Origin of the sequence: Halobaculum marinum (genome assembly GCF_029338555.1) — an archaeon.
In the GTDB taxonomy this organism is placed as follows: domain Archaea; phylum Halobacteriota; class Halobacteria; order Halobacteriales; family Haloferacaceae; genus Halobaculum; species Halobaculum marinum.
The window spans coordinates 1,199,616-1,224,874 of sequence record NZ_CP119989.1; the positions used below are offsets into that span (position 1 = coordinate 1,199,616).

General features: G+C 68.5%; 25 protein-coding genes, 1 tRNA gene and 1 pseudogene. 12 read left to right on the forward strand and 15 right to left on the reverse strand.

Going from position 1 to position 25,259, the window contains the following annotated elements:
• Nucleotides 1–27 precede the first annotated feature (27 nt).
• Complete coding sequence (locus P0R32_RS06200) at nucleotides 28–831, forward strand: AAC(3) family N-acetyltransferase (RefSeq protein WP_276239082.1); 804 nt, start codon at nucleotides 28–30, stop codon at nucleotides 829–831.
• Between the two features lie 74 nt (nucleotides 832–905).
• Here P0R32_RS06200 and P0R32_RS06205 read toward each other — a convergent pair whose 3' ends face one another.
• Together P0R32_RS06205 and P0R32_RS06210 are read right to left on the reverse strand one after the other, a co-directional pair.
• A complete protein-coding gene (locus tag P0R32_RS06205; protein ID WP_276239083.1) occupies nucleotides 906–1,973 on the reverse strand; it encodes a sensor histidine kinase in 1,068 nt (355 codons plus the stop codon).
• Between the two features lie 84 nt (nucleotides 1,974–2,057).
• The gene (locus P0R32_RS06210) at nucleotides 2,058–2,393 is read right to left on the reverse strand and encodes a 2Fe-2S iron-sulfur cluster-binding protein (RefSeq protein WP_276239084.1); all 336 of its coding nucleotides are present in this window, start codon (nucleotides 2,391–2,393) and stop codon (nucleotides 2,058–2,060) included.
• A 160-nt stretch (nucleotides 2,394–2,553) separates the two neighbouring features.
• Between P0R32_RS06210 and P0R32_RS06215 the strand changes: the two genes are divergently transcribed.
• Both P0R32_RS06215 and P0R32_RS06220 read left to right on the forward strand, forming a co-directional pair.
• Nucleotides 2,554–3,768, forward strand: a complete 1,215-nt coding sequence (locus P0R32_RS06215) for a poly-gamma-glutamate biosynthesis protein PgsC/CapC (protein ID WP_276239085.1) — start codon at nucleotides 2,554–2,556, stop codon at nucleotides 3,766–3,768.
• Nucleotides 3,765–5,012: a Mur ligase gene (locus P0R32_RS06220; protein ID WP_276239086.1), complete on the forward strand. Its 1,248-nt coding sequence runs from the start codon at nucleotides 3,765–3,767 to the stop codon at nucleotides 5,010–5,012. The genes P0R32_RS06215 and P0R32_RS06220 overlap by 4 nt, the downstream gene beginning before the upstream one ends.
• A gap of 4 nt (nucleotides 5,013–5,016) precedes the next feature.
• Here P0R32_RS06220 and P0R32_RS06225 read toward each other — a convergent pair whose 3' ends face one another.
• Nucleotides 5,017–5,829: an enoyl-CoA hydratase/isomerase family protein gene (locus P0R32_RS06225; RefSeq protein ID WP_276239087.1), complete on the reverse strand. Its 813-nt coding sequence runs from the start codon at nucleotides 5,827–5,829 to the stop codon at nucleotides 5,017–5,019.
• Between the two features lie 92 nt (nucleotides 5,830–5,921).
• The gene (locus P0R32_RS06230; protein ID WP_276239088.1) at nucleotides 5,922–7,478 is read right to left on the reverse strand and encodes a long-chain-fatty-acid--CoA ligase; all 1,557 of its coding nucleotides are present in this window, start codon (nucleotides 7,476–7,478) and stop codon (nucleotides 5,922–5,924) included.
• A gap of 129 nt (nucleotides 7,479–7,607) precedes the next feature.
• Between P0R32_RS06230 and P0R32_RS06235 the strand changes: the two genes are divergently transcribed.
• Nucleotides 7,608–8,087: a halocyanin domain-containing protein gene (locus tag P0R32_RS06235; protein WP_276239089.1), complete on the forward strand. Its 480-nt coding sequence runs from the start codon at nucleotides 7,608–7,610 to the stop codon at nucleotides 8,085–8,087.
• 40 nt (nucleotides 8,088–8,127) lie between these two features.
• Here the strand turns inward: P0R32_RS06235 and P0R32_RS06240 are convergent, their stop codons facing one another.
• The 5 genes from P0R32_RS06240 to menD form a co-directional block, all read right to left on the reverse strand.
• Nucleotides 8,128–9,249, reverse strand: a complete 1,122-nt coding sequence (locus P0R32_RS06240; protein WP_276239090.1) for a mandelate racemase/muconate lactonizing enzyme family protein — start codon at nucleotides 9,247–9,249, stop codon at nucleotides 8,128–8,130.
• Nucleotides 9,249–10,196, reverse strand: a complete 948-nt coding sequence (locus P0R32_RS06245) for a 1,4-dihydroxy-2-naphthoate polyprenyltransferase (RefSeq protein WP_276239091.1) — start codon at nucleotides 10,194–10,196, stop codon at nucleotides 9,249–9,251. The genes P0R32_RS06240 and P0R32_RS06245 overlap by 1 nt, the downstream gene beginning before the upstream one ends.
• 63 nt (nucleotides 10,197–10,259) lie before the next feature.
• A complete protein-coding gene (locus P0R32_RS06250) occupies nucleotides 10,260–11,192 on the reverse strand; it encodes a 1,4-dihydroxy-2-naphthoyl-CoA synthase (protein ID WP_276239092.1) in 933 nt (310 codons plus the stop codon).
• A gap of 68 nt (nucleotides 11,193–11,260) precedes the next feature.
• Entirely contained in the window at nucleotides 11,261–11,788 is a 528-nt protein-coding gene (locus tag P0R32_RS06255; protein WP_276239093.1) for a DUF8215 family protein, read from the reverse strand.
• A gap of 94 nt (nucleotides 11,789–11,882) precedes the next feature.
• Nucleotides 11,883–13,652 (reverse strand): 2-succinyl-5-enolpyruvyl-6-hydroxy-3-cyclohexene-1-carboxylic-acid synthase, encoded by a 1,770-nt coding sequence (gene menD / locus P0R32_RS06260; RefSeq protein WP_276239094.1) that lies wholly within the window; start codon nucleotides 13,650–13,652, stop codon nucleotides 11,883–11,885.
• A gap of 149 nt (nucleotides 13,653–13,801) precedes the next feature.
• Between menD and P0R32_RS06265 the strand changes: the two genes are divergently transcribed.
• Complete coding sequence (locus P0R32_RS06265; protein WP_276239095.1) at nucleotides 13,802–14,086, forward strand: DUF5789 family protein; 285 nt, start codon at nucleotides 13,802–13,804, stop codon at nucleotides 14,084–14,086.
• 4 nt (nucleotides 14,087–14,090) lie between these two features.
• Here P0R32_RS06265 and P0R32_RS06270 read toward each other — a convergent pair whose 3' ends face one another.
• The 3 genes from P0R32_RS06270 to P0R32_RS06280 all read right to left on the reverse strand — a co-directional run bounded on the left by P0R32_RS06270 (nucleotide 14,091) and on the right by P0R32_RS06280 (nucleotide 16,222).
• Nucleotides 14,091–14,513 carry a CoA-binding protein gene (locus P0R32_RS06270; protein ID WP_276239096.1) on the reverse strand — a complete coding sequence of 141 codons (423 nt, stop codon included), beginning with the start codon at nucleotides 14,511–14,513 and terminating at the stop codon, nucleotides 14,091–14,093.
• A 76-nt stretch (nucleotides 14,514–14,589) separates the two neighbouring features.
• The gene (locus P0R32_RS06275) at nucleotides 14,590–15,198 is read right to left on the reverse strand and encodes an RAD55 family ATPase (protein WP_276239097.1); all 609 of its coding nucleotides are present in this window, start codon (nucleotides 15,196–15,198) and stop codon (nucleotides 14,590–14,592) included.
• Between the two features lie 178 nt (nucleotides 15,199–15,376).
• The gene (locus tag P0R32_RS06280) at nucleotides 15,377–16,222 is read right to left on the reverse strand and encodes a geranylgeranylglycerol-phosphate geranylgeranyltransferase (RefSeq protein ID WP_276239098.1); all 846 of its coding nucleotides are present in this window, start codon (nucleotides 16,220–16,222) and stop codon (nucleotides 15,377–15,379) included.
• A 325-nt stretch (nucleotides 16,223–16,547) separates the two neighbouring features.
• Between P0R32_RS06280 and P0R32_RS06285 the strand changes: the two genes are divergently transcribed.
• Together P0R32_RS06285 and P0R32_RS06290 are read left to right on the forward strand one after the other, a co-directional pair.
• Nucleotides 16,548–16,622 (forward strand) — tRNA-Arg (locus tag P0R32_RS06285).
• A gap of 348 nt (nucleotides 16,623–16,970) precedes the next feature.
• A pseudogene (locus P0R32_RS06290) lies at nucleotides 16,971–17,130 on the forward strand (IS5/IS1182 family transposase); the annotation flags it as partial.
• 23 nt (nucleotides 17,131–17,153) lie between these two features.
• Here P0R32_RS06290 and P0R32_RS06295 read toward each other — a convergent pair.
• Nucleotides 17,154–18,095 (reverse strand): DUF8471 domain-containing protein, encoded by a 942-nt coding sequence (locus P0R32_RS06295; RefSeq protein WP_276239099.1) that lies wholly within the window; start codon nucleotides 18,093–18,095, stop codon nucleotides 17,154–17,156.
• A gap of 275 nt (nucleotides 18,096–18,370) precedes the next feature.
• Between P0R32_RS06295 and P0R32_RS06300 the strand changes: the two genes are divergently transcribed.
• Together P0R32_RS06300 and P0R32_RS06305 are read left to right on the forward strand one after the other, a co-directional pair.
• On the forward strand, nucleotides 18,371–20,113 hold the full coding sequence (locus P0R32_RS06300) for a glycosyltransferase family 2 protein (RefSeq protein ID WP_276239100.1): 1,743 nt from the start codon (nucleotides 18,371–18,373) through the stop codon (nucleotides 20,111–20,113).
• A 62-nt stretch (nucleotides 20,114–20,175) separates the two neighbouring features.
• Nucleotides 20,176–20,826: a DUF7982 domain-containing protein gene (locus P0R32_RS06305; RefSeq protein WP_276239101.1), complete on the forward strand. Its 651-nt coding sequence runs from the start codon at nucleotides 20,176–20,178 to the stop codon at nucleotides 20,824–20,826.
• Here the strand turns inward: P0R32_RS06305 and P0R32_RS06310 are convergent.
• Complete coding sequence (locus P0R32_RS06310) at nucleotides 20,821–21,093, reverse strand: DUF8044 family membrane protein (RefSeq protein ID WP_276239102.1); 273 nt, start codon at nucleotides 21,091–21,093, stop codon at nucleotides 20,821–20,823. The two genes, P0R32_RS06305 and P0R32_RS06310, sit on opposite strands and share 6 nt — an antisense overlap.
• 86 nt (nucleotides 21,094–21,179) lie before the next feature.
• Here P0R32_RS06310 and P0R32_RS06315 point away from each other — a divergent pair, with 86 nt between their 5' ends.
• Together P0R32_RS06315 and P0R32_RS06320 are read left to right on the forward strand one after the other, a co-directional pair.
• Nucleotides 21,180–21,707 carry a metal-dependent hydrolase gene (locus P0R32_RS06315; protein ID WP_276239103.1) on the forward strand — a complete coding sequence of 176 codons (528 nt, stop codon included), beginning with the start codon at nucleotides 21,180–21,182 and terminating at the stop codon, nucleotides 21,705–21,707.
• Between the two features lie 43 nt (nucleotides 21,708–21,750).
• Nucleotides 21,751–22,665, forward strand: a complete 915-nt coding sequence (locus P0R32_RS06320; RefSeq protein ID WP_276239104.1) for an NAD-dependent epimerase/dehydratase family protein — start codon at nucleotides 21,751–21,753, stop codon at nucleotides 22,663–22,665.
• Here P0R32_RS06320 and P0R32_RS06325 read toward each other — a convergent pair.
• Nucleotides 22,657–22,965: a plastocyanin/azurin family copper-binding protein gene (locus tag P0R32_RS06325; RefSeq protein WP_276239105.1), complete on the reverse strand. Its 309-nt coding sequence runs from the start codon at nucleotides 22,963–22,965 to the stop codon at nucleotides 22,657–22,659. The two genes, P0R32_RS06320 and P0R32_RS06325, sit on opposite strands and share 9 nt — an antisense overlap.
• A gap of 298 nt (nucleotides 22,966–23,263) precedes the next feature.
• Between P0R32_RS06325 and P0R32_RS06330 the strand changes: the two genes are divergently transcribed.
• Nucleotides 23,264–25,228: a hypothetical protein gene (locus tag P0R32_RS06330; protein WP_276239106.1), complete on the forward strand. Its 1,965-nt coding sequence runs from the start codon at nucleotides 23,264–23,266 to the stop codon at nucleotides 25,226–25,228.
• The last annotated feature ends 31 nt before the right edge of the window (nucleotides 25,229–25,259 follow it).

A 25,259-nucleotide genomic window follows, 5' to 3' on the forward strand; every position in this document is an offset into this window, starting at 1 on the left:
TTTCACGTCCGGCGTTCGCCTCCCCGCATGAGCGAACACGACGCCGTCGGGCGGACCGACGCCCCGCTGACGACCGACGCCATCCGCGCGGACCTGCGCGACCTCGGCGTCGACCCCGGCGAGACGGCGCTGGTCCACTCGTCGCTGTCGGCGATGGGGTGGGTCGCCGGCGGCGCACCGACTGCCGTCGACGCGCTGTTGGGTGCCGTCACCGCCACGGGGACGCTCGCAGTGCCGACCCACTCGACACAGCTGTCGGATCCGACCGACTGGGAGAATCCGCCGGTCCCGGACGACTGGGTCGACACGATCAAGGCGGAGGCAGCGCCGTACCGACCCGAACTCACGCCGACGCGACTGATGGGAGCGATCCCGGAGTGTCTACGCGACTACCCGGGTGCGATCAGGAGCCGCCACCCGACCACCTCGTTCGCGGCGTGGGGCGCCGACGCCGAGGCCGTCACCGCCGACCACGCGTACGACTCGCCGATGGGAGAGGCGTCGCCGCTCGCACGGCTGTACGACCGCGACGCGCTGATCGTCCGGATCGGCGTCGACGCGAACACGTCGCTGCACCTGGCGGAGTACCGCGCCGACTACGGCGGCACGCCCGAGGCCAACGGCGGACCGGTGCTCGTCGACGGCGAGCGCCGGTGGGTCGAGTTCGAGGAACCCGAGTCGCGCGACGACTTCCGCGACATCGAGGCCGCGTTCGAGGCTGAACACCCCGAGCGCGTGTGGCGGGGAACCGTCGGCGACGCCGAGACGACCGTCTGCCGGATGCGACCGCTCGTCGACTTCGCGGTGGCGTGGATGGAACGGAATCGCTGAGTACGGCGACGGCGACGACGAGCGCGGAGCGGTCGTCGAGCGCCGGTCGAGTGAGCAGGCCCTCGGCGTGTCGACTACGCGTCGCCTGCCTCGACCGCCGGGAAGCGCATCTCGACACGGACGCCGCTGGGGTCGCAGTTCGCCATGTCGAGGCGACCGTCGGACAGTTCGACGACCCAGTAGATGACCCACAGCCCCAGGCCCGTGACGTGCTGGAGCGGCAGTTCCCGTGTCGCTCGGATCGCGGCCAGCTCCTCCTCGGGGACGCTCGACCCGTCGTCGACCACCTCGACGAGCACCTCGTCGTCCTCGCAGGCCACGCGCACGTCGACCGACAGCTCCGCGGGGTCGTTGTGGACGACGGCGTTCTCGAGGGCCTCGCGGATCGCCGCCTCGGTGTCGGGGTGGGCGACCGCGTCGGCACGCTCGGGCAGCGAGACGGCGAGGTTCGTGTCGGGGTGCGCCTCGCGGAAGCGGTCGACCTCCGCGCGCGTCACCGTCGCGAGGTCCGTCTCGACGGTCGCGGGGCCGCCCCACAGGTTCGCGAGCGTCTGGGCCTTCTCCGAGAGGCCGTACACGCGGTCGACGTGCCCACACAGGCGGTCGAGGTCGTCGGCGATGGCGGGGTCGTCCGTCGACGCGCGAGCGCTCTGTGCGATGCCCCGCATGATCGTCACCTCGTTGCGGATGTTGTGTCGGAGTACCCGCTGGAGGACGGTGAGGCGACCGGCGACGCGCATCTGTGCGGCCCGCTCGTCGCGGACGCGCTCGACGTAGTAGCCGACGAGGCCGCCGGCGCTGGCGCCGAGGCTCCACCCGATCGAGACGATGAACCACGCCTCGGTGATCGGTTCGTTCGTCACCCGCCGAGCGCCGAGGTACAGCGCAGACAGCGACCCCACGACGACACCCGTCGCCAGTCCCGTGGCGGCCACTCTGGCGACGCGCTCGGGTTCGAACGACTCGTGATCGACGCGCCACGTGACGAACGCGAGCGCCAGCGCGAACACGAGCAGGATCGACGCCTCGGCGGCCTCCACGACGACGGCGTCGTCGTCGAGGACGACGTGGACCACCGCGAGGAGGAAAATCGACGCCGCTAGGAGGGCGGGCGTTCGACGGGCCGCCCGGGTTCGAAGCACGTCGGACGGTTCGCACCCATCGATGAAACTGTTCCGGCGCGCCGTCCAGCCGTCTGACGCGCGTCTGCTCGCTGTCGTCCGTCGTCAGTCGTCGTCTGCGGCCGCACCGGCGCCCGCCGCGGCGTCGTTCTCGATGCTCGGCGGGTACTTCCCGCGGTCGAGTTTCAGGTCAGACTGCGCGCGCGCCATGCACGTCAGCGCGTACGTCTCGGCCTCCTCCTCTGTGAGCGCCCGCGCGACGGCGGCGTCTTGCGCCACCTCGCCTTCGACGATCTCTGCGGTACAGGCCAGACACATCCCGACGCGACAGGAGTACTCCTGCGCGATCCCCTCCTCGATGCAGGCGTTCAGGATGGTCTGCTTGTCGGACACCGTGATCTCCTCGCCGGTGCCGACGAACTCCACCGTGTACTCGGTCATGCACACACGGTTCTCGGGTTCCCCTTTCTACGTTTCGCTTGGTCTTAGGCCGCCGGCGACGCAGCGCGTGCGACGTGCTCGGCAGACTCTGGTCGTTGATCGCAGCCGACCCTCCTGTCGTGTGTCAACACTTATTCGGTATGCATCCGACCCGTAGTTAGTGATTGTCGCAACCCTCGTGGCCGCGCTCGGCTTTCTCGCGACCGCGTACATCACCCAGACGCGAGGGCTCAGAATCGGTGGGACGATCGTCGTCCCGACGCTTGCCATCTACACGCTGAAGTACTTCATCGCGCTCCCGGTGTTCGTCCTCAGTACCGCCTTCGGCTACCTGTTCTTGGGAGCCGTGCGCGACAGGACGCTGCTGTACGGTCGCGACGAGTTCGTCGCCGCCCTGGTCGGGGGGTCGCTCGCGCCGTTCGTCGCCTACGCGATCCTGGTGGCCATCGCCCCCGAACAGGCTATCTCGGCACGCCCGGTGGTGTTCCTCGGGTCGCTGCTCCCGGGGCTCGCGGCGTACAACATCCACCAGACGAAGCCGGCCTACCGCCGGCAGGACATCTTGTACGCGACCGGGCTGCTCGTCGTCCTGCTGGGCCTCGGAGGGCTGCTGATCTCCCCGCGAACGGCGCCGCTGCTGGGTGAGGCGGCGCCGTTGGTCCTGTTCGCCGCGACCGCGGACGTGGCCGTCGCTCGTGGCGCCGTCGTCGAGGGCTACCTGGCGCCGAACGTCGACGCGCGGACGACCGTGATCGCGCTGTTGACGGTCGGCGCGGTCGCCAGCGAGGTCGTCCGCAGACGCTTCGGCGTCCGCCTGGGCGTCATCTCGCTGGCGCTGTTGGCGCTGTTCGCGCTGACGACGCAGTGGCTGCTCGTGCTGTTCGTGCTCGCGTTCGTCGTCTGCTACGCCGTCGTGTGGCTCGTCCACCGGCGGACACTCATCTACGGTCGCGTCCTGATCAGCACCGCCTGTGCGATCGGCGTCCTCGTCGCGCTCGGATTCACACTCGCGATCCCGGACGCGACGGGCCTGATCTTCGGGGAGCGGATCCCGGTGCTCCGGGGCCTCTCTGCGATCTTCGTGGGCGTAATCGCCGGCGTCGACGCTTACAGCGTCCACACCACGCCGCCGGCCGAGCGGCGCGAACAGGCGGCGCTCGCGGTCGCCACGTTCGTCGCGCTGCTCGTGCTCGCGCGCAGCGTCACCGAACCGTTCGCCCGGGGAGTCCTCCAGGAGTTCGGGCGGACGCACGTCGTCGTCGCCGCCGTCGTCGTCATCGCGTGCCTCGCCGTGGCCGCCCACTACTGCATCGAGAAACCGAGTGACGAGGCGGTTCACTCGGCGTCGGTGCTGTCCGGAGGTGACGGCGCGTGAACGACCGACCGCTCCAGTACGGCGGCGAGCCGCTCCCGACGCCGTCGCTGTTCGACCGCGTGCGCGACTACCTGTCGCGAGGGCCGCGTCACGAAGAACTGCTCGCGTCGGCCGACATCCGCATCGGCGTCTCGGGCATCCGCGGGAAGTCGTCGACGTCGAAACAGCTCGGTCAGATCCTCGGCGAGCGCGGCTACGACACGTACACGAAGGTCACCGGTGACCACCCGACTTCCTACCACAACGGCCGGGAGATCCCGATCCGCCGCTCGGGGCCGCGCGTGACGCTGTACGAGAACATCGACCTGATCCGCGAGTACGTCCCGCAACTCGCCGTGACCGACCCCGACGACGCGGTCGTCATGGAGAATCAGGCGATCACCGAGTACACGATGCGGATGGTGAACGAGCGCTTCCTGAAGCCCGACGTGCTCGTGTTCTGTAACGTCCGCCAGGACCACAACGACACGCTCGGTGCGGACCGGCAGACGATCGCCCGGTCGTTCGCCCGGGCGGTGCCCGAGGGCTGTCACGTGATCAGCGGCGAACAGCACGAGGTGATCCACGACTACCTCCGTGCAGAGATCGAGAAGCGCGGTGCGACCATCGAGCAGGTCGTGATCCCCGAGCGCCACCGGGGCCTCATCGGGGCGGAGACGATCCACGCCATCGACCACACGCTCCGGCACATCGGCGAGGAGCCGCTGCCCGCCGAGCGCGCCGACGAGATGCTCGACGCCATCCAGCCAGAGTGGGCACACCTCCCCGTCGGGCGGGTGTTCAACGCCGCGAAGGTGAACGAGATCGAGTCGACGGAGCTGTTCCGCCGCGCACTCGTCGAGGGCGACGACGACGAGTCGGTCCCGGTCGTCGGCGAGCCACCGGCCGACGAGCCCGAGCGGGTGCTCCCGTTCGTGTTCCTCCGCCGCGACCGCCGTGGCCGGACGGCGTCGTTCGTCGAGTACGTGAACGTGCTCGCCGAGCGGGACCTGATCGACCGCGTCCACGTCGGCGGCGCCTACACCGGCGTGTTCGCCCGCAACGTCGACGTGCCCGCCGTCGAACACGACACTGACGACACATCCGCCGACGAGGTGCTCGACGCGCTCCTCGCGGAGGACTTGCCGGTGATGTTCATGGCGAACACGGTGGACCCGTTCATGCGCGCGTTGACCGCCGAAGTGGAGCACCGCGAGCGCGAGGCGCGCGGTGAGGAGCCGGTCGCGCCGCTCCCCGACTACTGACTCCCTACCGGCCTTCGAACTCCGGTTGGCGCTTGTCGGTGAACGCGTCGACGCCCTCGGTGTGGTCCTCGGACTCCAACACGGCCGCCTGCGCGCCGGCCTCGTGTTCGATCGCCTCGCCGAGCGTCGCGAACTCCGAACGGATGAGCCGCTTGGAGGTGCGCAGGGCGACGGTCGGCCCCGACGCGATGCGGTCGACCAGCATCGAGAACTTCGCGTCGAACTGGTCGTCCGGGACGGCGTGGTTGACGACGCCCAACTCCTCGGCGCGTTCGGCGCTGAGGAGCTCCTCGGTGTACACGAGTTCCTTCGCGACGTTCTCGCCGACGAGTTTCGGGAGGAGGTAGGAGGTGCCCGAGTCGACGGCGAGGCCGACCTCGCGGAAGCCGAACCCGATCTGGGCGTCCTCGTGGAGCGCGGTCACGTCGCAGGCGATGGCGAGGTTCGCGCCCGCGCCGAACGCCGCGCCGTCGACCCGCGCGACGGTGGGGAACTCGCACTCGTACAGTCGCTTCACACAGCGGCCGATGTCCTGGATGACGTGCCGGACCGCGTGGTCGACGGGCGCGTCGGAGTCCTGTCGCTCCAGCATCGACGAGATGTCCCCGCCCGCACAGAACGCCGGCCCTGCCCCCTCGACGACGACACAGCGGGTGTCGCCACCTTCGATGTCGTCGAGGGCGGCCTCGATGCCGTCGGTCATCGCGACCGACAAGGCGTTGCGCTTGTCGGGGTTGTTCAGTCGGATCGTCGCGACGCCGTCGTCGTCGCGTTCGAGGCGCACGATGCCGTCGGAGAACTCGGTGACGTCTGCCATACCGGGGCGTCGGCGCCCCGGGTTATGGCCGTTTCCCCGTCACGTCGCGGGCGTCGACGCGGCGGTCGGGCGGTCGGCCCTCGTCGGTCCGCCTACTCGCCGCGCAGTTCGAACTTCTGGACCTTCCCGGTCGTCGTCCGCGGCAGTTCCTCCACGAACTCTACCTGGCGCGGGTGTTTGTACTCCGCGAGGTTGTCGAGGCAGTACTGTTTGATCGCGTCGGGCGTCACGTCCGTGCCTGGCTTGGGGACGATGAACGCCTTCACCGTCTCGCCGCGCCGGTCGTCCGGGATGCCGACGACCGCGGCGTCGGCGACCGCCTCGTGCTCGAACAACAACTCCTCGACCTCGCGCGGGTAGACGTTGTACCCGGCGGTGTTGATCATGTGCTTCTCGCGGTCGACGATGTAGAAGTAGCCGTCCGCGTCGTGGTAGCCGATGTCGCCGGTGTGGAACCAGCGCTTGCCGTCCCACTCGGTGAACACCTCCTCGTTGGCGTCCGGGCGGTTGTGGTACCCCTGCATCACGTTCGGCCCGCTGACGACGACCTCACCCGTGATGTCGTCGAGGTCGACGTCCTCCTCGTCGACGGGCCCCTCGTCGACCGGCGGCACCTGCTCGAAGTCGTGGTCGACGATCATCGCCGAGACGCCCGGCAGCGTCTTGCCGATGGAGCCGACCCGACGGCCCTTCCCGGGTGTGTTGAAGTGGGTGACCGGGCTGGTCTCGGTGAGACCGTACCCCTCGTAGATCTTCGCGTCGAACAGCTCTTCGAAGCGGCGCAACACTTCGACGGGGATGCCCGACCCGCCGACGCCACACAGCCGGAGGCTGGAGAGGTCGCGGTCGGCGGCGTCGGGCTGGTTGATCATGTCGTTGTACATCGCGGGCACCCCGTGCATCATCGTCAGTTCGGCCGACTCGATGAGGTCGAACGCCTGCTGGGCGTCCCACGCGGGGAGCGGGTAGTACGCGCCGCCGTCGAACAGCGTCGCGTTCATCACGACGGTCATGCCGTAGATGTGGAACAGCGGGAGCACGCCCAGCTGTCTGTCGTCGGTCGAGATGCCGCCGGGTACGAGCGACGCGGACATCTCCGCGTTCGACGCGAGGTTGTCGTGGGTGAGGAGGACACCCTTCGGCGTCCCCGTCGTCCCGGAGGTGTACGGCTGACACGCGATGTCGTCGTCCGCGCGGTCGACTGTGTCGAACTCGGGGGCGCCGACGAACTCCTCGAAGGAGACGGTTCCCTCGACGGCCTCGCCGACCGTGACGACGGTGTGGACGTCCGTGTCGTCGCGTACCTCCGCGACGTGGCCCGCGAGGTCGGGGAGCGTGACCACCACCTCGGCGCCGGAGTCGGAGAGCATGTGCTTGATCTCTCGGGCCTTGTACTGCGGGTTCATCGGGACGACGACCCCGCCCGCGCGTAGCGTGCCGTGGAACCCGACCACGAACTGCGGGAGGTTCGGCAGATAGATGCCGACCCGCCCGCCGGCCTCGACGCCGGCGTCGGCCAGTCCGGACGCGAACGCGCCGGTCTGCCCCCACAGCTCCCGGTACGTGATGTCGGTGCCCTTGAACGAGACGGCGGTCTCGTCGGGGTGTTCCTCGACGGTCGAACCGACGTGCGTGACGAGGTTTGTCATGCCAATATCCCGGAAGGACGGTCGCGGCTAAAGTCTTTCCCGGACGTTCACGTAGGTCGGCGCAGTCACGCGACCACGGGGGCGACCGAAGTCGGTGGCGTCAAAGCCCGCCGGCCCCTACCGTCGTCGATGAGCGACCCCCTCCGATCCGACGCGACCGCAGACGCGACGGGGCTCACCCGCAGACGACTGCTCGCGACCGTCGGCGCCGGCGGCGCCGCGGCGCTGGCCGGGTGTTCCGGCGGCGGCGCGCAGACCGAGTCCGGTCCGTACGACGGCTACCTCGCGGACGCCGCCGGCTTCGACGGCGAGGTCGTCGACCGGACCGGCGCCGACGAGGTGACCGTCGCCGTCGGTGCCGGCGACGGCTTCGGGTTCGACCCAGCCGCGGTGCGCGTGTCTCCCGGCACGACCATCGTCTGGGAGTGGACCGGGATGGGCAGCCGACACAACGTCGCCGCCGAGGACGGCAGCTTTGGAAGCCAGTACTACGCCTCCGAGGGGCAGACGTACTCCCGCGAGTTCACCGACGCGGGCGTGGTCAAGTACTACTGCGACCCGCACCGCAACCTCGGCATGGTCGGCGTCGTCGAGGTCGTCGACGAGTAGCCCACCTCGCGTGTCCGGGTAGCTCGTCTTCTGCCGCCCCCTATCGGTTCTGCACGCCGTCGAACGCGTCGCCCGCGACGCCGGGACCCGCCGGAACGGTGATCCGACCGGCGTCGACCGGGGCAGGGTCGTCGTCGACCACGTCCCGCTCCAGTAGGGCACCCGTCGCGAGGCCGTGGGCACGGTCGTCGCCGCCGGGCACCGCCGCGGCGACGTGGACCGCGGCGGTCCGTGCGACCGCCCCGTCGATGGTCGTCGTCACCACCGTGTCGACGCCGCGGTCGCGGAGGTCGCGAGCGACTGCGACGGTTTCGCCAGGGCCACCGAGCGCCATCGGTTTCAACACCGCCACGTCCGCGTACTCCTCGATCGGGTCGGGCCACTCGGCGGTGCTGGCGGGGGTGTTCACCGTCTCGTCGACCGCGATGGCGACGCCGCGACCGCGGAGCGCGCGCAGCGCCTCGTGGTCGGCGGCGGGGACGGGCTGTTCGAGGTACTCCAGCCCGACATCGGCGAGTGCGTCGACCGCACGCTCTGCCTCCTCGCGGCCCCACGCACCGTTCGCGTCGGCCCGGAGTGCCACGTCGTCGCCCACGGCGTCTCGGACCGCCCGCAGACGCTCGGTATCCTCGTCCACGGGTCGCGCGCCGACCTTGCACTTCAGGCAGTCGAAGCCCTCGCTCACGGCCGACTCTGCGGCGGCGACGGTGGCGGCGACCGAGCCGTCGCCGACGGTGGCGTTGACTCGGACCGACTCGGCTGGGTCACCGCCATCGGCGGTCGCCGCCGCGAGCGCCTGCGACAGCGTGACCCCGTCGCGCCGCGCCCGCGCGTCGGCGCTCGCGAGCGACAGCGCGTGCCTCGCGGCGGGCGGCAGGTCGTCGAGCGCGACCGCACCCCCCGTCGCGACCGTCTCGCGGGCGTCGGCGAGCGCGTGCCGACAGTCCTCGACAGACTCGGTCCACGGCGGTAGCGGGGCCGCCTCGCCGATCCCGCGGCACGGCGACCCGTCGGCGAACGCGCCGGTGAGGCCGACGAGGAACACCGGTCGCTCGTCGATCTCACCGGTCGCGGTGCCGAGCGGCGAGCGAAGCGGCAGCGACCGCTCGGTGACGGTCACGCGCACGTCGTCGGGCGTCGGAACGTCGTCCGCGGGCGCCATCAGATCGCCAGTCCGAGCGCGAACAGCGCGGCGAACGCCGCGAGCAGCTTCCCGGTGCGCTCTAGCGCCGGATTGAGTGCCTCGCCCGCGGTCTCGGTCAGCACCGTCCGCGTCAGCGGCACGGCCAGCGGGAGCGTCACCAGCGGGAGCAGCGTCGTGAGGTCGCCCGTCGACAGCCAGAACACGACCGGAATCGTGTACGCCATGCCGAGCAGGAGGACGAACTGCGCCCGTGAGAAGCCGTAGCCGAACCGCACCGTGAGCGTGTTCTTGCCCGTCTCGGCGTCCTCCTCCCTGTCACGGAGGTTGTTCACGACGAGGATGTCCGTCGAGATGGCCGCGATCGGCAGGGCGGCGACGAGCGCCGCGAGCGGGACGAGTTCGGGGCCTGGCACGAGCGTGAGAAACGCCACCCCAGCCTCCGCCGCGGCCTGCACGTAGTAGGTGCCCGTGACGGCGACGAGGCCGAAGAACACGAACACGAACACGTCGCCGAGGCCGTGGTACGCGAGCGGGTACGGGCCGCCGGTGTAGGCGACGCCCATCGCCACCGAGACGAGGCCGACGATCATGATGGGGAGGCCCGCGACGGCGACGAGGTACGCCCCGACGACGATGGCCGCGAGGAAGGTGAGCCACATCGCGCGCTTCACCTCCGCCGGTTCGATGAGTCCGCCCGCGGTGACGCGGGTGAACCCCTCTCGATCCGCTGTGTCGGCGCCCTTCTCGGCGTCGTAGTAGTCGTTCGCGAAGTTCGTCCCGATCTGGATCAGCGCCGCGCCGACGAGCGCGACCAGCGCAGGCAGCGGCGCGAACACGCCGTCGCGGACCGCGAGGCCCGTGCCGACGAGGACTGGGGCGAGCGCCGCCGGCATCGTCTGCGGCCGCGCGGCTATCACCCACGCCTGCCGTCTGGAGATGTCTGCCTGACTCGTCTCCGTACTCATTGTCGGAGACTCGGGCGGGCGGGCTATGAAGGGTGGGCTTCGCGGTCCTCTGGCGTCGGCGGCCTAATAGTGCCAGGGGAACTGACTGAAGTCCTGCTCGCGCCCCTCCAAGAACGCGTCGCGGCCCTCCTGCGCCTCCGGCGTCATGTACGCCAGCCGCGTCGCCTCGCCCGCGAACACCTGCTGGCCGACCATGCCGTCGTCGGTCATGTTGAACGCGTACTTCAGCATCCGCATCGCCGTCGGCGACTTACTCGTCATCTCGTCGGCCCACTCCAACGCCACGTCCTCCAACTCCTCGTGGGGAATCGCCTCGTTCGCCATCCCCATGTCGACGGCCTCTTCGGCGGAGTACGTCTTCCCGCGGAAGAACACCTCGCGGGCCTTCTTCTGGCCGACCTGCTTCGCGAGGTACGCGGAGCCGAAGCCGCCGTCGAAACTCGCCACGTCGGGGTCCGTCTGGAGGAACTTCGCGTGCTCGTCGCTCGCGAGCGTGAGGTCGCAGACCACGTGCAGCGAGTGGCCGCCGCCGACCGCCCAGCCCGGAACCACGGCGACGACGGGCTTGGGCATGAAGCGGATGAGCCGCTGGACTTCGAGGATGTGGAGGCGGCCCGCCTTCGCCTCCCTGACCAACTCGTCGTCGGACTCGTCGGCCTCGTCGTCGTCGCGGTACTCGTACCCCGACTCGCCGCGGACGGACTGGTCGCCGCCCGAGCAGAACGCCCAGCCGCCGTCCTTCTCGGAGGGGCCGTTCCCGGTGAGGAGGACACAGCCGATATCGGCCCGCTTGCGGGCGTGGTCGAGCGCGGCGTACAGTTCGTCGACGGTGCCGGGGCGGAACGCGTTGCGTTTCTCCGGCCGGTCGAACGCGATTCGGACGGTCGGCGAGTCGACCGCTCGGTGGTAGGTGATGTCGTCGAACGCGTCGCTGCCGTCGACTGGCTCCCACTCGTCGGGGTCGAAGATGTCGGAGACGGTGTCCGTGTCGCTCATACCGACACACCGGTGGGCGGACTCAAATAGCTACCCGGACGACCACGCTCGCGACGCCGTCGGCCGACTCACCGCTCGCGCCGTCGTCGGTCGGTCCGGAGCGCGTACACGTCGCGGTAGCGCTGGTCAGGGTCCGGGCCGCTGATCGGGGCCGCCGCGAACGCGTCTGGGAAGGCGACGCCGGCGACGAACGCGAACGCGATGGTCACCGTCGTCAGCGCGGTCGCCGCGACGCCGCCGACGTACCAGCCAGCGACCGCCAGCGCGGAGACGGCGAGCACGACGCCGTTGTAGTAGAGCGCCCTGACCCACAGGCCGTTCGCGAGTCCCTGTGGCCACGGCGCGAACCGGGCGTCCCGGCGGTGGAGGCGGTCGTGGCGGACGAGCGCGAGGCCGACGAGGAACGCGAAGTACCCGAGGACGAGTGGGACCGAGGCGTCTCGGGGAACGTGTCGGATCGACACGAGCAGCGCGGGGAACGCGAGCAGTCCGTGTTCGATGAACGTGTCGAACAGGTCTTCGAGGAACCGCCCGACGGAGTCGTTGCCGCGGCGACTCGCGTGCCGGGCCGCCGCCTCTCCGTCGCCGTCGCTCATGGCCGAGCAGTCGTGACGGAGCCGTATAAACCTCGGTCGCTCGACGCGCAGGCACCGGCGTGGGCGGTCGCTGTGTCGCTGGTGCGCCAGCGCGCTACAGGTCGGCCACGCGGTCGGCGACCTCGGCGGCGATTGACTCGCGCACGCGGTGGCTCGCCTCGGCGTCGCTCGTCACCTCGATCACGTGACTCCCCTCGCTCGCCACGCTCTCGCGGTACAGGTCGCGGAACCCCTCGCGGTCGTCGCCGTCGACGCGAGCGAACGACAGGTCGTACAGGTCCTCGGTCGCCGCGAAGTCGAGGCCGTGGGGCGTCTTGAACTGGCCCGTGAACGGCGGGTCGAACTGCTCGATGGGGAGCATGTGGAAGATGCCGCCGCCGTCGTTGTTGATCGTGACGACCGTCGCGTCCACGTCGCACCGGCCGAGCGCGAGCAGGCCGTTCATGTCGTGGTAGTACGCGAGGTCGCCGGTGACGAGCGTGAGGTCGTCCGTCGTCGCCGACCCCGCGCCCAGTGCCGTCGAGACGATGCCGTCGATGCCGGAGGCGCCGCGGTTGCCGAGCATCGTGAGCCCCTTCGCGGCGGGTGCGGCGAACCGGTCGGCGTCGCGCACGGGCATCGAGTTCGAGACGAACACCGTCGACGGCTCCGGCGCCAACTCGGCCACGTCGGCGAGGACGCGCCCCTCGAAGAAGCGTTCCTCGTCGGCGACGGCGTCCCAGTGGGCGGCCTCCGCGGCCTCCCATCGCTCGCGCCACGCCGCCGAGTCCGTCCCGCCCGGGCCGCCGACGTGTCGCGACAGCGCGCCACAGAGGCGCGACGGGTCGGCGACGACGAGATCCGTCGCCGTGAACTCCGCCTCGCGCCACCCGCCCGCGGGGTCGACGACGAACTGGCGGGCGTCGGTGCCGGCGAGGTACTTACGGAGCGGCTTGGAGGTTGGCGAGGCGCCGAAGCGGAGCACCACCTCCGGGTCGGGCCAGTCGTCGGGCGCCCCGTTCGCGAGGACACCGTCGTAGCCGCCGAGCACCGGCGCGACGCGCGTCGCCGAGCCGAAGCGCAGGCCAGAGAGTGGGTCCGCCAGCAGGGGGAACCCGGTCGCGTGCGCCAGCGCCGTCACCGCCTGCGGGTCCGGCCCCGGCGGGTCGGCGGGACCGGCGACGATCAGGCCGCGCTCGGCGTCGAGCGCTTCGGCGAGCCGTTGGAGGTCGCGGTCGTCGGGCATCGGGTGGCCCGCCGTCGTCGAGACGAACGCACCGTCTCGACCCTCCGCCGCGAGCGCGGGGAGGTCCTCGGGCACGTCGCCTTCGACGACGACCGGCTCCAGCGGCTTGCGGAACGGGACGTTCAGGTGGACCGGCCCGGCGGGCGTCCCCTCGGCTGTCGACACCGCGCGCGCGAGGTCAGTGCGCAGCGATCGGAGTTTCCGGTCGTCCGCCTCCGGTTCGGGGAGGTCCTTGTACCAGCGCACGGCGTCGCCGTACAGCTTCTCCTGGTCGACGGTCTGGTTGGCGCCCGAGTCACGCAACTCGGGCGGGCGATCCGCCGTCAACATGAGCATCGGCACGCGCGACTGGGCCGCCTCCATCACCGCCGGGTGGAAGTTCGCGGCGGCGGTGCCGGAGGTGCACACCAGCGGCGTGACGGTTCCGGTCCGGCGCGCACGCCCGAGCGCGAAGAACGCCGAGGCGCGCTCGTCGAGGTGGGAGAACACGTGGATGTCGGGGTGGCGGTCGAACGCGACGGTCAGCGGCGTCGAGCGCGACCCGGGCGTGACGCAGACGGCGTCGACGCCGGCCTCGGCGAGTTCGTCGGCGACGGCGCGGCCCCACAGCACGTTCCGGTTCGGGGCGGGTGCGGTCATGGTCCGGCTTCGACCGGCGGGCGGATAAACGACGTGTCACGGCGCCGCCGCCGTCACCGGAGTCGCGCTCGCCCGCCCGGGAGAACCTGTCGCCAGCCGAGACGTATCTCGCACGCAGACACTTGCCGGTCGCTCGTGTGGGCACAGGTATGCGGCTCACCGAAGCACGGGCGGCGTTCGACCGACGGATCGCGTTCCCCGCCGACCGCGACGCGGTGCTGGAAGCGGTGGGCGACGAGCGACTGGAGGCGCCGAACGGCGACGACACCACTGTCGCGGCGGTGTTGGAGCGAGCGGACGCGACGGCGTTCGACTCGGCCGACGAGTTGTACGACACGCTCCTCGGGTTCGTCGGCGACGCCTTCGTCGGGCGGAAGTTCTACGACGACCGCGGCGACCAGACCGCCGTCGACACCGAACAGCAGTCGTTCTGAGCGCCTACTCCTGCAGGCGGCCGTGTTCAACTTTCATGCACCGGTCCTGCGTCGTCTGCAGGCCGGCGGCCTCGGCGCGGGCCAGCGCCTCGTCGTCGGTGATCCCGAGTTGGAGCCACACGCCCTCGACGTCGCCGCGCTCCTCGTGGCGCGCGAGCACCCCGTCGACGATGTCGGCGACCTCCTCGCTCGGGCGGAACACGTCGACGAGTCCGATCTCCTCCTCGACGTCCGCGAGGGAGTCGTACGCCTCGCGCCCGAGGATCTCGTCTGCGTACGGGTTCACCGGGATCACCTCGTAGCCGTGCTTCTGGAGGTACGCCGGGATGTCGTGGGCGGCCTTGCCGGGTGTGCTCGAACAGCCGACGACCGCGACCGGGTCCATCGAGAGCAGTTCGCGCAGCCCGTCGTCGTCGGTGACTGGCATGATCGAGACTCAGTCGTGTCGGGTGAAAAGGGTTCGTGCGTCGTCGCCGACCGCACCGGGTGCGCCGGGTGTCTTCCTACGCGTTCGCCAGTCGCACCGTCGGCTCCGCCTCCTCGCTGGTCTCGACGATGCCGTCGAACAGCTGTTTCAGCGTGTTCATCGTCTGGTCGTCGTGGGCCGTCGAGTCGATGCAGTACAGGCCGAGGCCGTCGACGCTCTGGATCCGCCCGGTGAACACGTGGAGGAACCGGAACACGGTCTGCAGATCCGAGTACATGAGGAGGGTGGACAGCGAGTGGACCATCACGCGGTTCTTCCGGATACCGCGGTCCTTGTAGAACGCTTCCAGGAACTCCGAGAGCTTGATCCCGATGCCGGTCATGTCGACCGGGGAAGAAGTGTACTTGATGCGGTCGCTGTCGCGCACGTCGCCGACGCCCTGCTGGCGCGTGACCGTGTCGACGACCGCGACCGGGCGCCCCTCGTACGGTTCGCGCTTCTCGAACTGCGAGAGGAGGCGGTCGGCGGAGTCCTTCGTCGTCACCATGATCGACCCCTCGCCGTTGCGGGTGCCCTCTGCGAGCACGTCCAACGCGAGTTCGCGCTTGCCGCTCAGCGGCGGGCCGGTGACCAGCACGTTCGAGCCGGGGTCGATCTCGGTTCCGAGCGACTCGACCTCGTACATCACAGTTCCTCCGCGGGGGTCTCGACGCGGACGGCGCGCTCTCGCGGGCTCGTCGTTCGCTCCGTCGCGCCGGGAGTCATCCAACTACACGTCTCTTGCTGTGAGCCGGTATTATTCTTTATGATTGGAATGACGACGCGACGACGAGACTCGGACACCAGACGGGGCGCGATCCCGGTCATGCGATCACCGTCGCGGCGCGTCCGGCGACGAACGCCGCCGCCGCGAGGAACGTCCCGCGTTTGATCCACGTCTGTGCCGTCGAGGGGTCGCGAAAGCCCCACGCCGTCGCACCGAGCATCGTCGCGTCCGCCGGCACGACGAGCGCGAGGTACGCGAGCCCGAAGGTCCCGCCGACCACCGGCAGCACGCTCCCCACCGTCGCCGCCGCCATCACGACCGTCGCCAGCGTCAGTGCCGCCCGCTCACCCACGACGATCGGGAGCGTCCGCAGCCCCTCCTCGCGGTCGCCGGCGACGTCCTCGACGTCTTTCACCACCTCGCGCGCGAACGTCGCCGTCGCCGCGAGCCCGAACAGCGTCCACGTCGGCGGTGCAATCGGACCGACCGCCGCCGCGCCGAACAAGAACGTCGACCCCGTGAGGTACGCCACGACGACGTTGCCGACCGCCGGGAGCCCCTTGAACAACTGCGTGTACGCCAGCAGGGCCAGGAGATTCGCGACGGCGATTCCCAGCGCCAGCGGCGGGAGCGACACCGCCGCGACGACGGCCACGAGGAACAGCGCCGCCGCGTACGCCGCCGCCGCGCGCGCCGACACGCGACCGCTCGGGATCGGCCGGTCGGGCCGGTTCACGGCGTCGATGTCGCGGTCGAAATAGTCGTTGACCGCGTTGCCGGCGGCGGTCGCCGCCACGGTCGCGACGACCGCCAGCGCGACCGCTCCCGCCGAGGTGAGCCCACCCGCGACGAACGCTCCGACGAACGTCAACACGCCCGCCGCCACCGCGTTGCCGGCCCGGGCGAGGTCGAGGTAGCCGCCGAGCGTCCGTGTCGCTGCCATCGTTCCCGGCCACCGGCCGACCGAAGATAAAGGGCGCGGGACGGCGGCGGCGCTCGCGGTCTGTGAGAGATTGCCCGGGCGGGGTGACGCCCGAGCGCCCCGGTGCCACTTGTCCGCCGGTGGATCTGCGACCACGCGGCCAGCCCGACACCGGGACCCAACCCAACATGGAACCAACGCCCGACCGACTGCCCGCCACCACCCCGACCGTCTATGGCCGTCGTCGCCAATATCGGAAAATCAAGAATGGTATATATATCTTCGCGTCGCGATCGGCGGATCGAAACGCGGGACTTATGCCCGGGAGTCGGGTACGGTGTGGCGAGGGCGCTTAGCTCAGTCTGGACAGAGTGCTTGGCTTCGGACCAAGTTGCCGCGGGTTCAAATCCTGCAGCGCCCATCGCTTCTCGAACGGTTCGAATCCGATAGACGTGGGTAGGCTGATTATCCGTATACTGTGGCTGCTGAGTGTGAGTTCGTTCGTCTATCGAACGATTCCGAATGTGCGTGCTTCCCGCTGGGGTTCGCGCATATGTAAACGGGGGTGCAAACGCCGTAATCATCGACTCGTTGGATGTGGCAGCGTACACTCACTGATTGCTCTCACCGTTCGCGCGTAGGTGTCTACGAGTGAGGCGACGCGGCTCTGTTGAACTCTTCAGTGGGTTATCCGTTCGCCCGGGAGTTTGACCAGATGCGGTCCCCGGCGAAGTCGCGGTTACTCCGGTTCGTCGAGTAGGCAGTCCACTTGGCTCAAGGGGGTGTCGCCCGCAATTCCTCGAAGTTCTCAAAACGACACTACACACTCCACCAGCACATCGTTCTCCTCTGTCTCAGCGTTTGGAAGAACACGACATACCGAGATTCCCCGTATTCGGAGCGTCAGCGATCTGGACGAACCCCCGTCACTACGGAACCGAGGCCGATCCGGTCACGGCTGCGGACGCACTCTGAGCCAGATCTGGATGCGGCGGAACGGCGACTCCGATCCGCGCTCGTAGAGGCGGTAGGTCAATCGAAGACGTTCGCCGACCATCTGTGGCTGGATGGTGTGGCGTCTAACAACGGTTTTCCCCGATGCCACGGAGACCTCGAACGACCCTAGCTGTCGTGACTCCGTGACGGTCGCTGTCTCGCTGTCGACCGAGACGCGTTCGAGCGAGGCGACGACGGAGCCGTCGAACCCGTTCAGCCGAGTCGTGCCGACGCCGATTCCCACTGTTGCCCGCTCACCGACGGTCAGGTTCCTCGGATAGTTGCCGGCGACCAACTCTCCGGATTCGGTTTCTCCGAGGATGTAGAACTCGGTGGCCGTTCCGGAAGATGTCGTATCCGCGACGACGACCGCGACGCCACCAACCGCCACAGCGACGACGAGCAGCGTCAGGACGACGCCAACCGGACCGTCACCGGCGACCGCAGTGTGAGCCCGATCTCGAACCGCCGAGACGCTCGCTCCTGCGCGGGCATCGGGACTGACCTGTCGCCGCCGGTACCACGCAACCACCGCCGCAGCCAGCGTCAACGCCGCCAGCAGCCCGACGACAGCTTCCCGCTGAAATCCCCAGACGGTGAACTCGAGCGCGACGCCGACGACGGTGACCGCCATGACGCTCCCGGCGACACTCAACACCAAGCGCGACAGCCAGCCTCCCCCCTCAGCCGGCTTCGTCTCGTCCGCTCGCGGGAACACGGCGGAGACGAGCGCGTACCCGGGAACCAACAGAACGAACGGGAGGCCGACTACGAGAGCGAGCGGCCGCCACTCACCAAGCGGCGTGAACACGACGGCGAGTGCCACTGCGACTCCCGCGCCGACCGCGAGCAAGTCCGCCGGTGGCACCGCGCTCTCATCGTCCCCGGCAACTGGCATAGCGGCTTCTCAGAGGGCGGATGATTAAACCACGCGGATACGGACGGCCCCTGCAGTGGACATCATAACCGGTGTCAACTGGAGCGGCACTTGTACTGGCACCTTCGGCTCCCGAGTCAGCGTGAACGCGACATACTCGTATCTCGGTACGATACCGTTCTATTCAATATCTATTTACGTCGAATCGACCTACAAGGAGTAGACATCCGTTGGAAGGAGGCCGATTATTGACAATCTCTAATACTATCGTCGAAGAAGGGCAGTCGACCCTGCCAGTGTCTCGGACTGTCGTCGAACTCGGCGACGACAGCCGACTGGTCATCGTCTCGGTCGGGGCGTCGGCTCCTGACCCGGTCCGAGTCGTGTTCGAACAGCCCATCCCGTCGTCACACACACTCCAAGTCGGACCTGTTCGGCAGCCGGACGAGTACACCGACGGAACGGTGACGGTGACGTACACCGTCGGACCGCGGGCCGAGGCACGGTTCGGCTTCCGCGTCCACGGGCCCGCCGACACGAGTCTGCCTGAGCCGACGGCCGAGGTCACACCTATCGACGGCGACGCTGCCGACGGCGAGTCTGTCACGGTCGAGTGGACCGGGACCGACGGGACCACGAGACCGCTCGCGATGTCGACCGAGACGGTGTCCGCGACGGACACGACGACCCTCCCGACGGTCACGACGCCGGTGGCGCCGACGACGTACGCGCTCGCCGACGTCGCTATCGGTGCCGTTCTCACGGCGAGCAATCAGGACGCCGTCGTTCGGACCGTCCTCCGAGCGAGTCGCCGCGGTCACACCGCGGTCGTCACTACTCGGGGTATCGACGATCCGGAGGACACGGAGACGCTGGACATCCTGAAGACACTCGGGGCGATCGTCGTGTCACCACCCTCCGGGGACGTCTCGACGACACAACTCCACCGAGTACTGTCAGAGGCCGCCAGGGAACTGGGGCTCCCGGGTATCGTGTTGCAGACGCGAGAGTGCCCCCGTATCGACTACGAACGGACGGCGATGGCGTTCGAACACGCCGACTACGAGGTCGTCGCGATCCCCGAGTGCTGGAACCAGTCCTCCGACACGCCGACTGTGATCGTCGGGATCCCGGCGTACAACGCCGCCGACAGCATCGGCCCGGTGGTCGAGAGCGCGCTCCCGTACGCAGACGAGGTCGTCGTCGTCGACGACGGGAGTCGGGACGAGACGGCCGAACGCGCGCGGGCGGCCGGCGCGACGGTGGTCGTTCACGAGCGAAATCGCGGGTACGGCGGTGCACTCAAGACCCTCTTCAGGGAAGGTGCACAGCGCGATTCGGCCCATCTCGTCGTCATCGACGCCGACGGGCAACACGACCCGGCGGATATCCCCCTCCTCGTCGAAACACAGCGGCGCGACGGGACCGATATCGTCATCGGGAGCCGATACGTCGGCAAGCGGACGACGCGTATCCCGTTCGTGCGCGCTATCGGGTTGGGTGTTATCAACAACCTCACGAACGCCAGTCTCGGGAAACTGCGTCCGAGCGGGTTCATTCGGGACACCCAGAGCGGCTATCGCGCCTACAGTCGCGCCGCGACGCGCTCGCTCGCGTCGGATCGGGCGATCGGGAACAACATGGGTGCGAGCACCGACATCCTCTATCACGCACACCGGAATCGGTTCAGTATCGCCGAGATCGAGACGACGATCTCGTACGAGGTCGCCAACGCCAGTTCCCAGGGCTCGTTCTCCCACGGGCTGGACCTCCTTCGGAACATCCTCTGGACCGTGGAGTACGGCCGACCGATGCTCGTTCTTGGGGCACCCGGCGCCGTGACCTGGCTGGTGGGAATCGCTTCCGTGACGTGGCTGTTCGTCCAGTACGTGGAGACCGGGGCGCTGTCCTTCTTCCCGCTCGTGGGCGCCGTCGCGTGTACGCTCGGCGGTCTCTTGGTGTGTATTATGGCGCTGATGATGCACGTGCTGAACGGCCACCCGACAATGAAACGACTGAACACGGATGAACCCCGCTGATCTCTCGGAACACACAACGATAGTATGACAACAGTATCCAGTCGCTCGGTCGGTGGTCGGGGATGAGTGAGCCCGAGGTCGCCGCGGGCGGTCGCCTCCGAGACCGAATCGGGACCCGGGCACCGACCGCGGTGTTCACGGGGCTCGGTGTGCTCCTCGTCGCAGCCGGATTCGCGGTTCCCGAACTCCGGGGGCTGTTGGTCGCGTGGGGTGGGACGGCCCTGTTCCTCGCGCTGTTGTTTCGGTTCGTCTTCACCGAACCGACAGTGTCGGCGGCGGTGACGACGGAGGTCTACACCACGTTGGCCCGCAACACCCGACGACGGACCCCGACGGGTGAACACCGGTACCTCCCGGACGAGGACGACGGCGTCTCGCTCGCCGTCGACGGGGAGACGTTCGACCCCATCGGCGAACGACTGCTGGCCACCGTCGATACGGATGCCGGCGAGGGAGCCCTGAGCGAACGCCTCTCGGTGCTCGTCGACGTCGTAGTCAACGAGCTCGAGCTCGCCGGCCATGTGAGCGCGACGACGGCCGACGAGGAAGTGGTAGTCACTGTCGTCGGAAGTCGCGTCGGGACGGAGGAGCTGTTCGACCACCCCGTCGTCTCGCTCGTCGGTGTCGCGCTCGTCCGACACCTCGACACCCCAATAACCGTCGACGCCAGCGTCGAGGACGGAGTCCTCGTGGTCACCTATCGGTGGTCATAGGGAGCCGACGAACTTCTCGAACGTGCGGAGACCGACGAAGACGGCGAAGACGAGTCCCCCGACTGCCAGCGGCCAGCGCAGGCGCCAACGCCAGTCGACGCTCGCGTGGATCGGTTCGGTCAACGCCGTCACGACGACGAGTCCGGCGAACGAAACCACGAACACCAGGTCACCTGCCAGTCGACCCACACTCGCGAGTAGCGCGATGCCGAGTAGCATCCAGCCGGCCTGCCACAACAGGAACGATCGCTGGCGTGGGGTAGCCATCGAACGACCCGACGGCACATCGGAGCATAACGGCACCGGAACTGATAGCGGGGCCTTTACACGCGCTTGGCCTGTCCGTCTGCTAGATGCTCCCGTGGACGCACGCCGCGTTCGGCTACATCCTCCTCCTCGCGATCGTGCTCCTGTTTGGACGACGTCTGTCGAGAGCCGAACTGATCGCCGTGGTCGTCGGGACACAGTTCGCCGACGTCATCGACAAGCCGTTGGCGTGGTGGTTCAACGCGGTTCCATCGGGACGCTCGCTGGGCCACTCGCTGCTGTTTGCGATCCCGCTAACTGCCGTCGTCGTCGCGATTGCGTGGTACCGCCGTCATCCAGGGATCGGATTCGCGTTCGGGTTCGGGTATCTCACGCATCTCGTCGGGGACACGTACGCCGCCGTCTACTACTGGCGCACGGAGGAGTTCACCTTCCTCCTGTGGCCGATACTACCGCCCTACCCGTACGACGACTTCGTCGGCTTCGGCGGTTTCGTCGACGGACTCGAAGTTACGACCTCGACGCTGGTTCTGTTCACGGCTGCTGCGACCGTCGGTGTCGCCTTCCTCGTCCACTTCTCCCGTGCGCCGTGGTGGGACACACACCGATCGTAGCGACCACCAGCGGCTATTTGTCGACCCCAGACGACGGACGTCCATGAGTCAGCCTGTGTCCGGACAAACAGTTCTGGTGACGGGCGGTGCGGGGTTCATCGGGAGCCACATCGCCGATGCACTCTGTCCGGACAACGACGTGCGGATCCTCGACAACCGCTCTGGCGGCGGGAACGCGAACCCTCCCGACGCCGCGACGGTCATCGAGGAGGACATCCGCGACGAGGACGCACTGGCCGACGCAGTCGCGGGTGTCGACATCGTGTTTCACGAGGCCGCGCTCGTCAGCGTCGCCCGGTCCGTCGACGACCCGACCGCGAGCCACTCGATCAACACCGAGGGGACGCTCGCGGTGCTGGAAGCCGCTCGCCGGGAGGACGCCCGTGTGGTGTTCGCCTCGAGTGCGGCGATCTACGGGGCTCCGGAGTCGATGCCGATCTCGGAGACGGCTCCCAAACAGCCCTCCTCACCGTACGGACTGGAGAAGCTCTCGGGCGACCACTACTGTCGGCTCTACAACGAACTGTACGACCTCCCAACCGTCGCCCTGCGGTACTTCAACGTCTACGGGCCGCGCCAGTCGGGCGGCGAGTACGCGGGTGCGATCTCCGCGTTCGCCGAACAGGCACGGGCCGGCGGTCCAGTGACCGTCCACGGTGACGGCGAACAGACCCGTGACTTCGTCAATATCGCGGACGTCGTCCAAGCGAACCTGCTCGCGGCGACCACCGACGCCACCGGGGAGGCGTTCAACGTCGGCACCGGGACGCGGGCGTCGATCAATCGGGTGGCCGAACTGATCCGTGACGAGGTCGCGCCGGACGCCGAGATCACCCACGTCGATGCCCGCGAGGGAGACATCCGCCACAGCGTGGCCGATATCGACAAGATCGTCGACCGGCTGGGGTACGAACCGACCGTCACGCTCGCCGACGGGCTCCGCGAGTATCTACGCTGACTCGACGATGATCGTCCCGGTCATCCCCGATTCGTGGGGGATACAGAAGTAGGGGAACTCCCCGACCGTCTCGAACGTGTGACTGTACCCCTCGTCGGGTCCGACGCTCCCCTCCGGATACGCCTGTCGGGCGGCGGGTTCGCTGTCGAACCCGCCCGAAGCGAAGTACGCCGCGCCGTCGGGAACGTCGTCCTCGTAAGCGGTGACGCTGTGAGCGACCGCGCCGGTCGTCGCCCAGTCGACGGTGTCGCCAACGGTGACCGTCAGCGTCTTGGGTTCGAATTTGAGTTCATCGGTCATATCGACAGTCCTGTTCGCCGGTGTCTCCGTTGGGTCCGGCGTCTCCGTTGGGTCCGGCGTGTCTGTCGGCTCCGGCCCCGCGCTGCCACAGCCGGCCAACCCGCCGGCCAGTGCTGCACCGCTCATCCGCAGTGCAGTCCGTCGATTGTACACACCGTTCTCTCGGGTAGTAGACCAATAAGCTTACACACAGACCACGTCGTCTCAGACGAGTGACTCTCGTCTGGCCGATCCGTCCCACGTCTACGAGACTCAACGCTTTTGATACCTCCACCTGAGGAGACAGCAACGACTGGTTATGAGCGCTCTCACTCGTGAACGCCGTTTACTGGCGCTTCCGCTCGGTGTCTGTCTACTGCTTGCTGTCGGTCTGTTGGCTGCGGGCGTGCTCGGCCTGCTCCCGCAACCAACGTTGGTGCGTGCCGGATTCACGCTCGGAGGAGCCGTCGTCGCCGCGCTCCTATTCGTGGGGTCGATGGGCGAACGCCAGACGGTCTCACGGCGGCTTCCACCGAGGCTCGTCACGAAGGGCGTCCTCGTGCTGGCGGGCAGCGGTGTCATCGCGACCGCACTGATAGGAAGCCGAGTGATCGTGTTCGCGGTCGTCCTCACGCTCGGACTGGGGCTGGTCGCGCTGCAGCTCAGGGCCGAGCCGTCGGTTCCCGCGGTACTGACACAACTCGGCGGGCTCTTTCTGGCTAGCCGACTCGGCAAGTACCTCACGACCGACGTGTACTTCGGCGGCACCGATACGTTCGCTCACGTCGCCGCAGTCGACACACTGGTTCGGGTACGCTACTGGGCGGCGATCCCCCACGGGTACGACCTCTACCCCGTCTTTCACCTCCTCGTCGGAACCGTGCGGTACGCGACGGGTCTGCAGAGCTACGACGCGCTCGTGTTGACCGGCATCGGGTTGTTCACGCTCGTCGTCCCGCTCGCATACCTGCTCGGTCGGTCCGTGTTCGGCTCTCGGCGACTCGGACTCCTGGCCGCACTATCCGTCACGGTGCTCGAGTTCTTCTCCTATCACGCGGTGTACTTCTACCCGCAGGCGCTGGCGAGCATCCTCGTCCTCGTTGCCCTCTTCGTCAACAGTCACCTACGCTACGTGGCCGACGAGCGTGCGTTTCGGCGACTCTCTGTCTTCGTCATCGGCCTCGTTGCGACGATGACCATCACCCACCACCTGACGTACCTCCTCTTCGCCGTGGTCGCCGTCGCCGCCGTCCCGGTAGCGCTCGCCCGGCCGTATCTGTTCGACGAGCCACAGGCCCACAGCTACCGATGGTTCCGGTACCGCTGGCTGTTCCCCGGTGTGGTCGGCGGGGTGTTTCTGCTCGCGTACTGGTCGTACTCGCCCAGTCTCATCACCGTAGGGATCGTTCAACTGACCCTCGGCGTGTTGTTCGACGTGGCCGTCGCGCCCGCCGAACAGCTGTACACGTACGGAGCGACACTGCCGGCCGACACTGTCGGTCGCGCCTTCGAGTGGCTGTCGACCGCGACGGGCATCTACGCCGTCGGACTCAGCTCGATCCTGCTGCTCGCTGGGTACGAACTGATCGACCACCTCGGGACGTACAGGCGTGGATTCACGCTGACCGTCACCGGACTGGGACTGTCCGCCCTCCTCATCCCGGTCCCGATCTCGATCCCACAGATAGAACGGCTGAAGTTCGTCGTGACGCTCGTGGCCATTTTCCCGGTCGCCGTGGGTCTGGGGCGCGTGCTGTCCGTCGACCGGCGCTACGCCGCTGCGGCTGTCCTCCTCGTCGCGGCGATGGGTGGCGCGACGGGCTTCACAGTTCTCGCCGCCGACGACGTCTCCGGCGTGTACCTCGACGAACCCCGCGAACAAGTGTCGATGAGCGACGACCAATACCGTGCTGTCGGGACGACCGCGGCGTTCATCGAGCGGTCTGTCGAGGAACCGGTTGCCACCGACAAGATAACCAACCGGGCCTTCGAGACGTATCGATTCAACGCGACCGCTCGGATCCAGGCCGAGCCCGGGGGGTTGCGCACCGACGCGCCGTTCCTCGTCGTGCGCGACAGCTGGACCGACCACATCGTCGCACTGGGTGATGCCATCCGGCGCGGGGGGCTCGGCCGATTGGCCGTCGGTGACGACACCTTCGAGCGAACCGACACCACCGTCGACAAAGTGTACACTAATGAACATGTTCGGATCTACTACAGCGAGGACGGCCACACGGGGGTCTACGGAGCCAACACCACCGTGACGACGCCCGGCGGGTAGTTCACCCGCACCATTCTCGATGCTTGCGGCG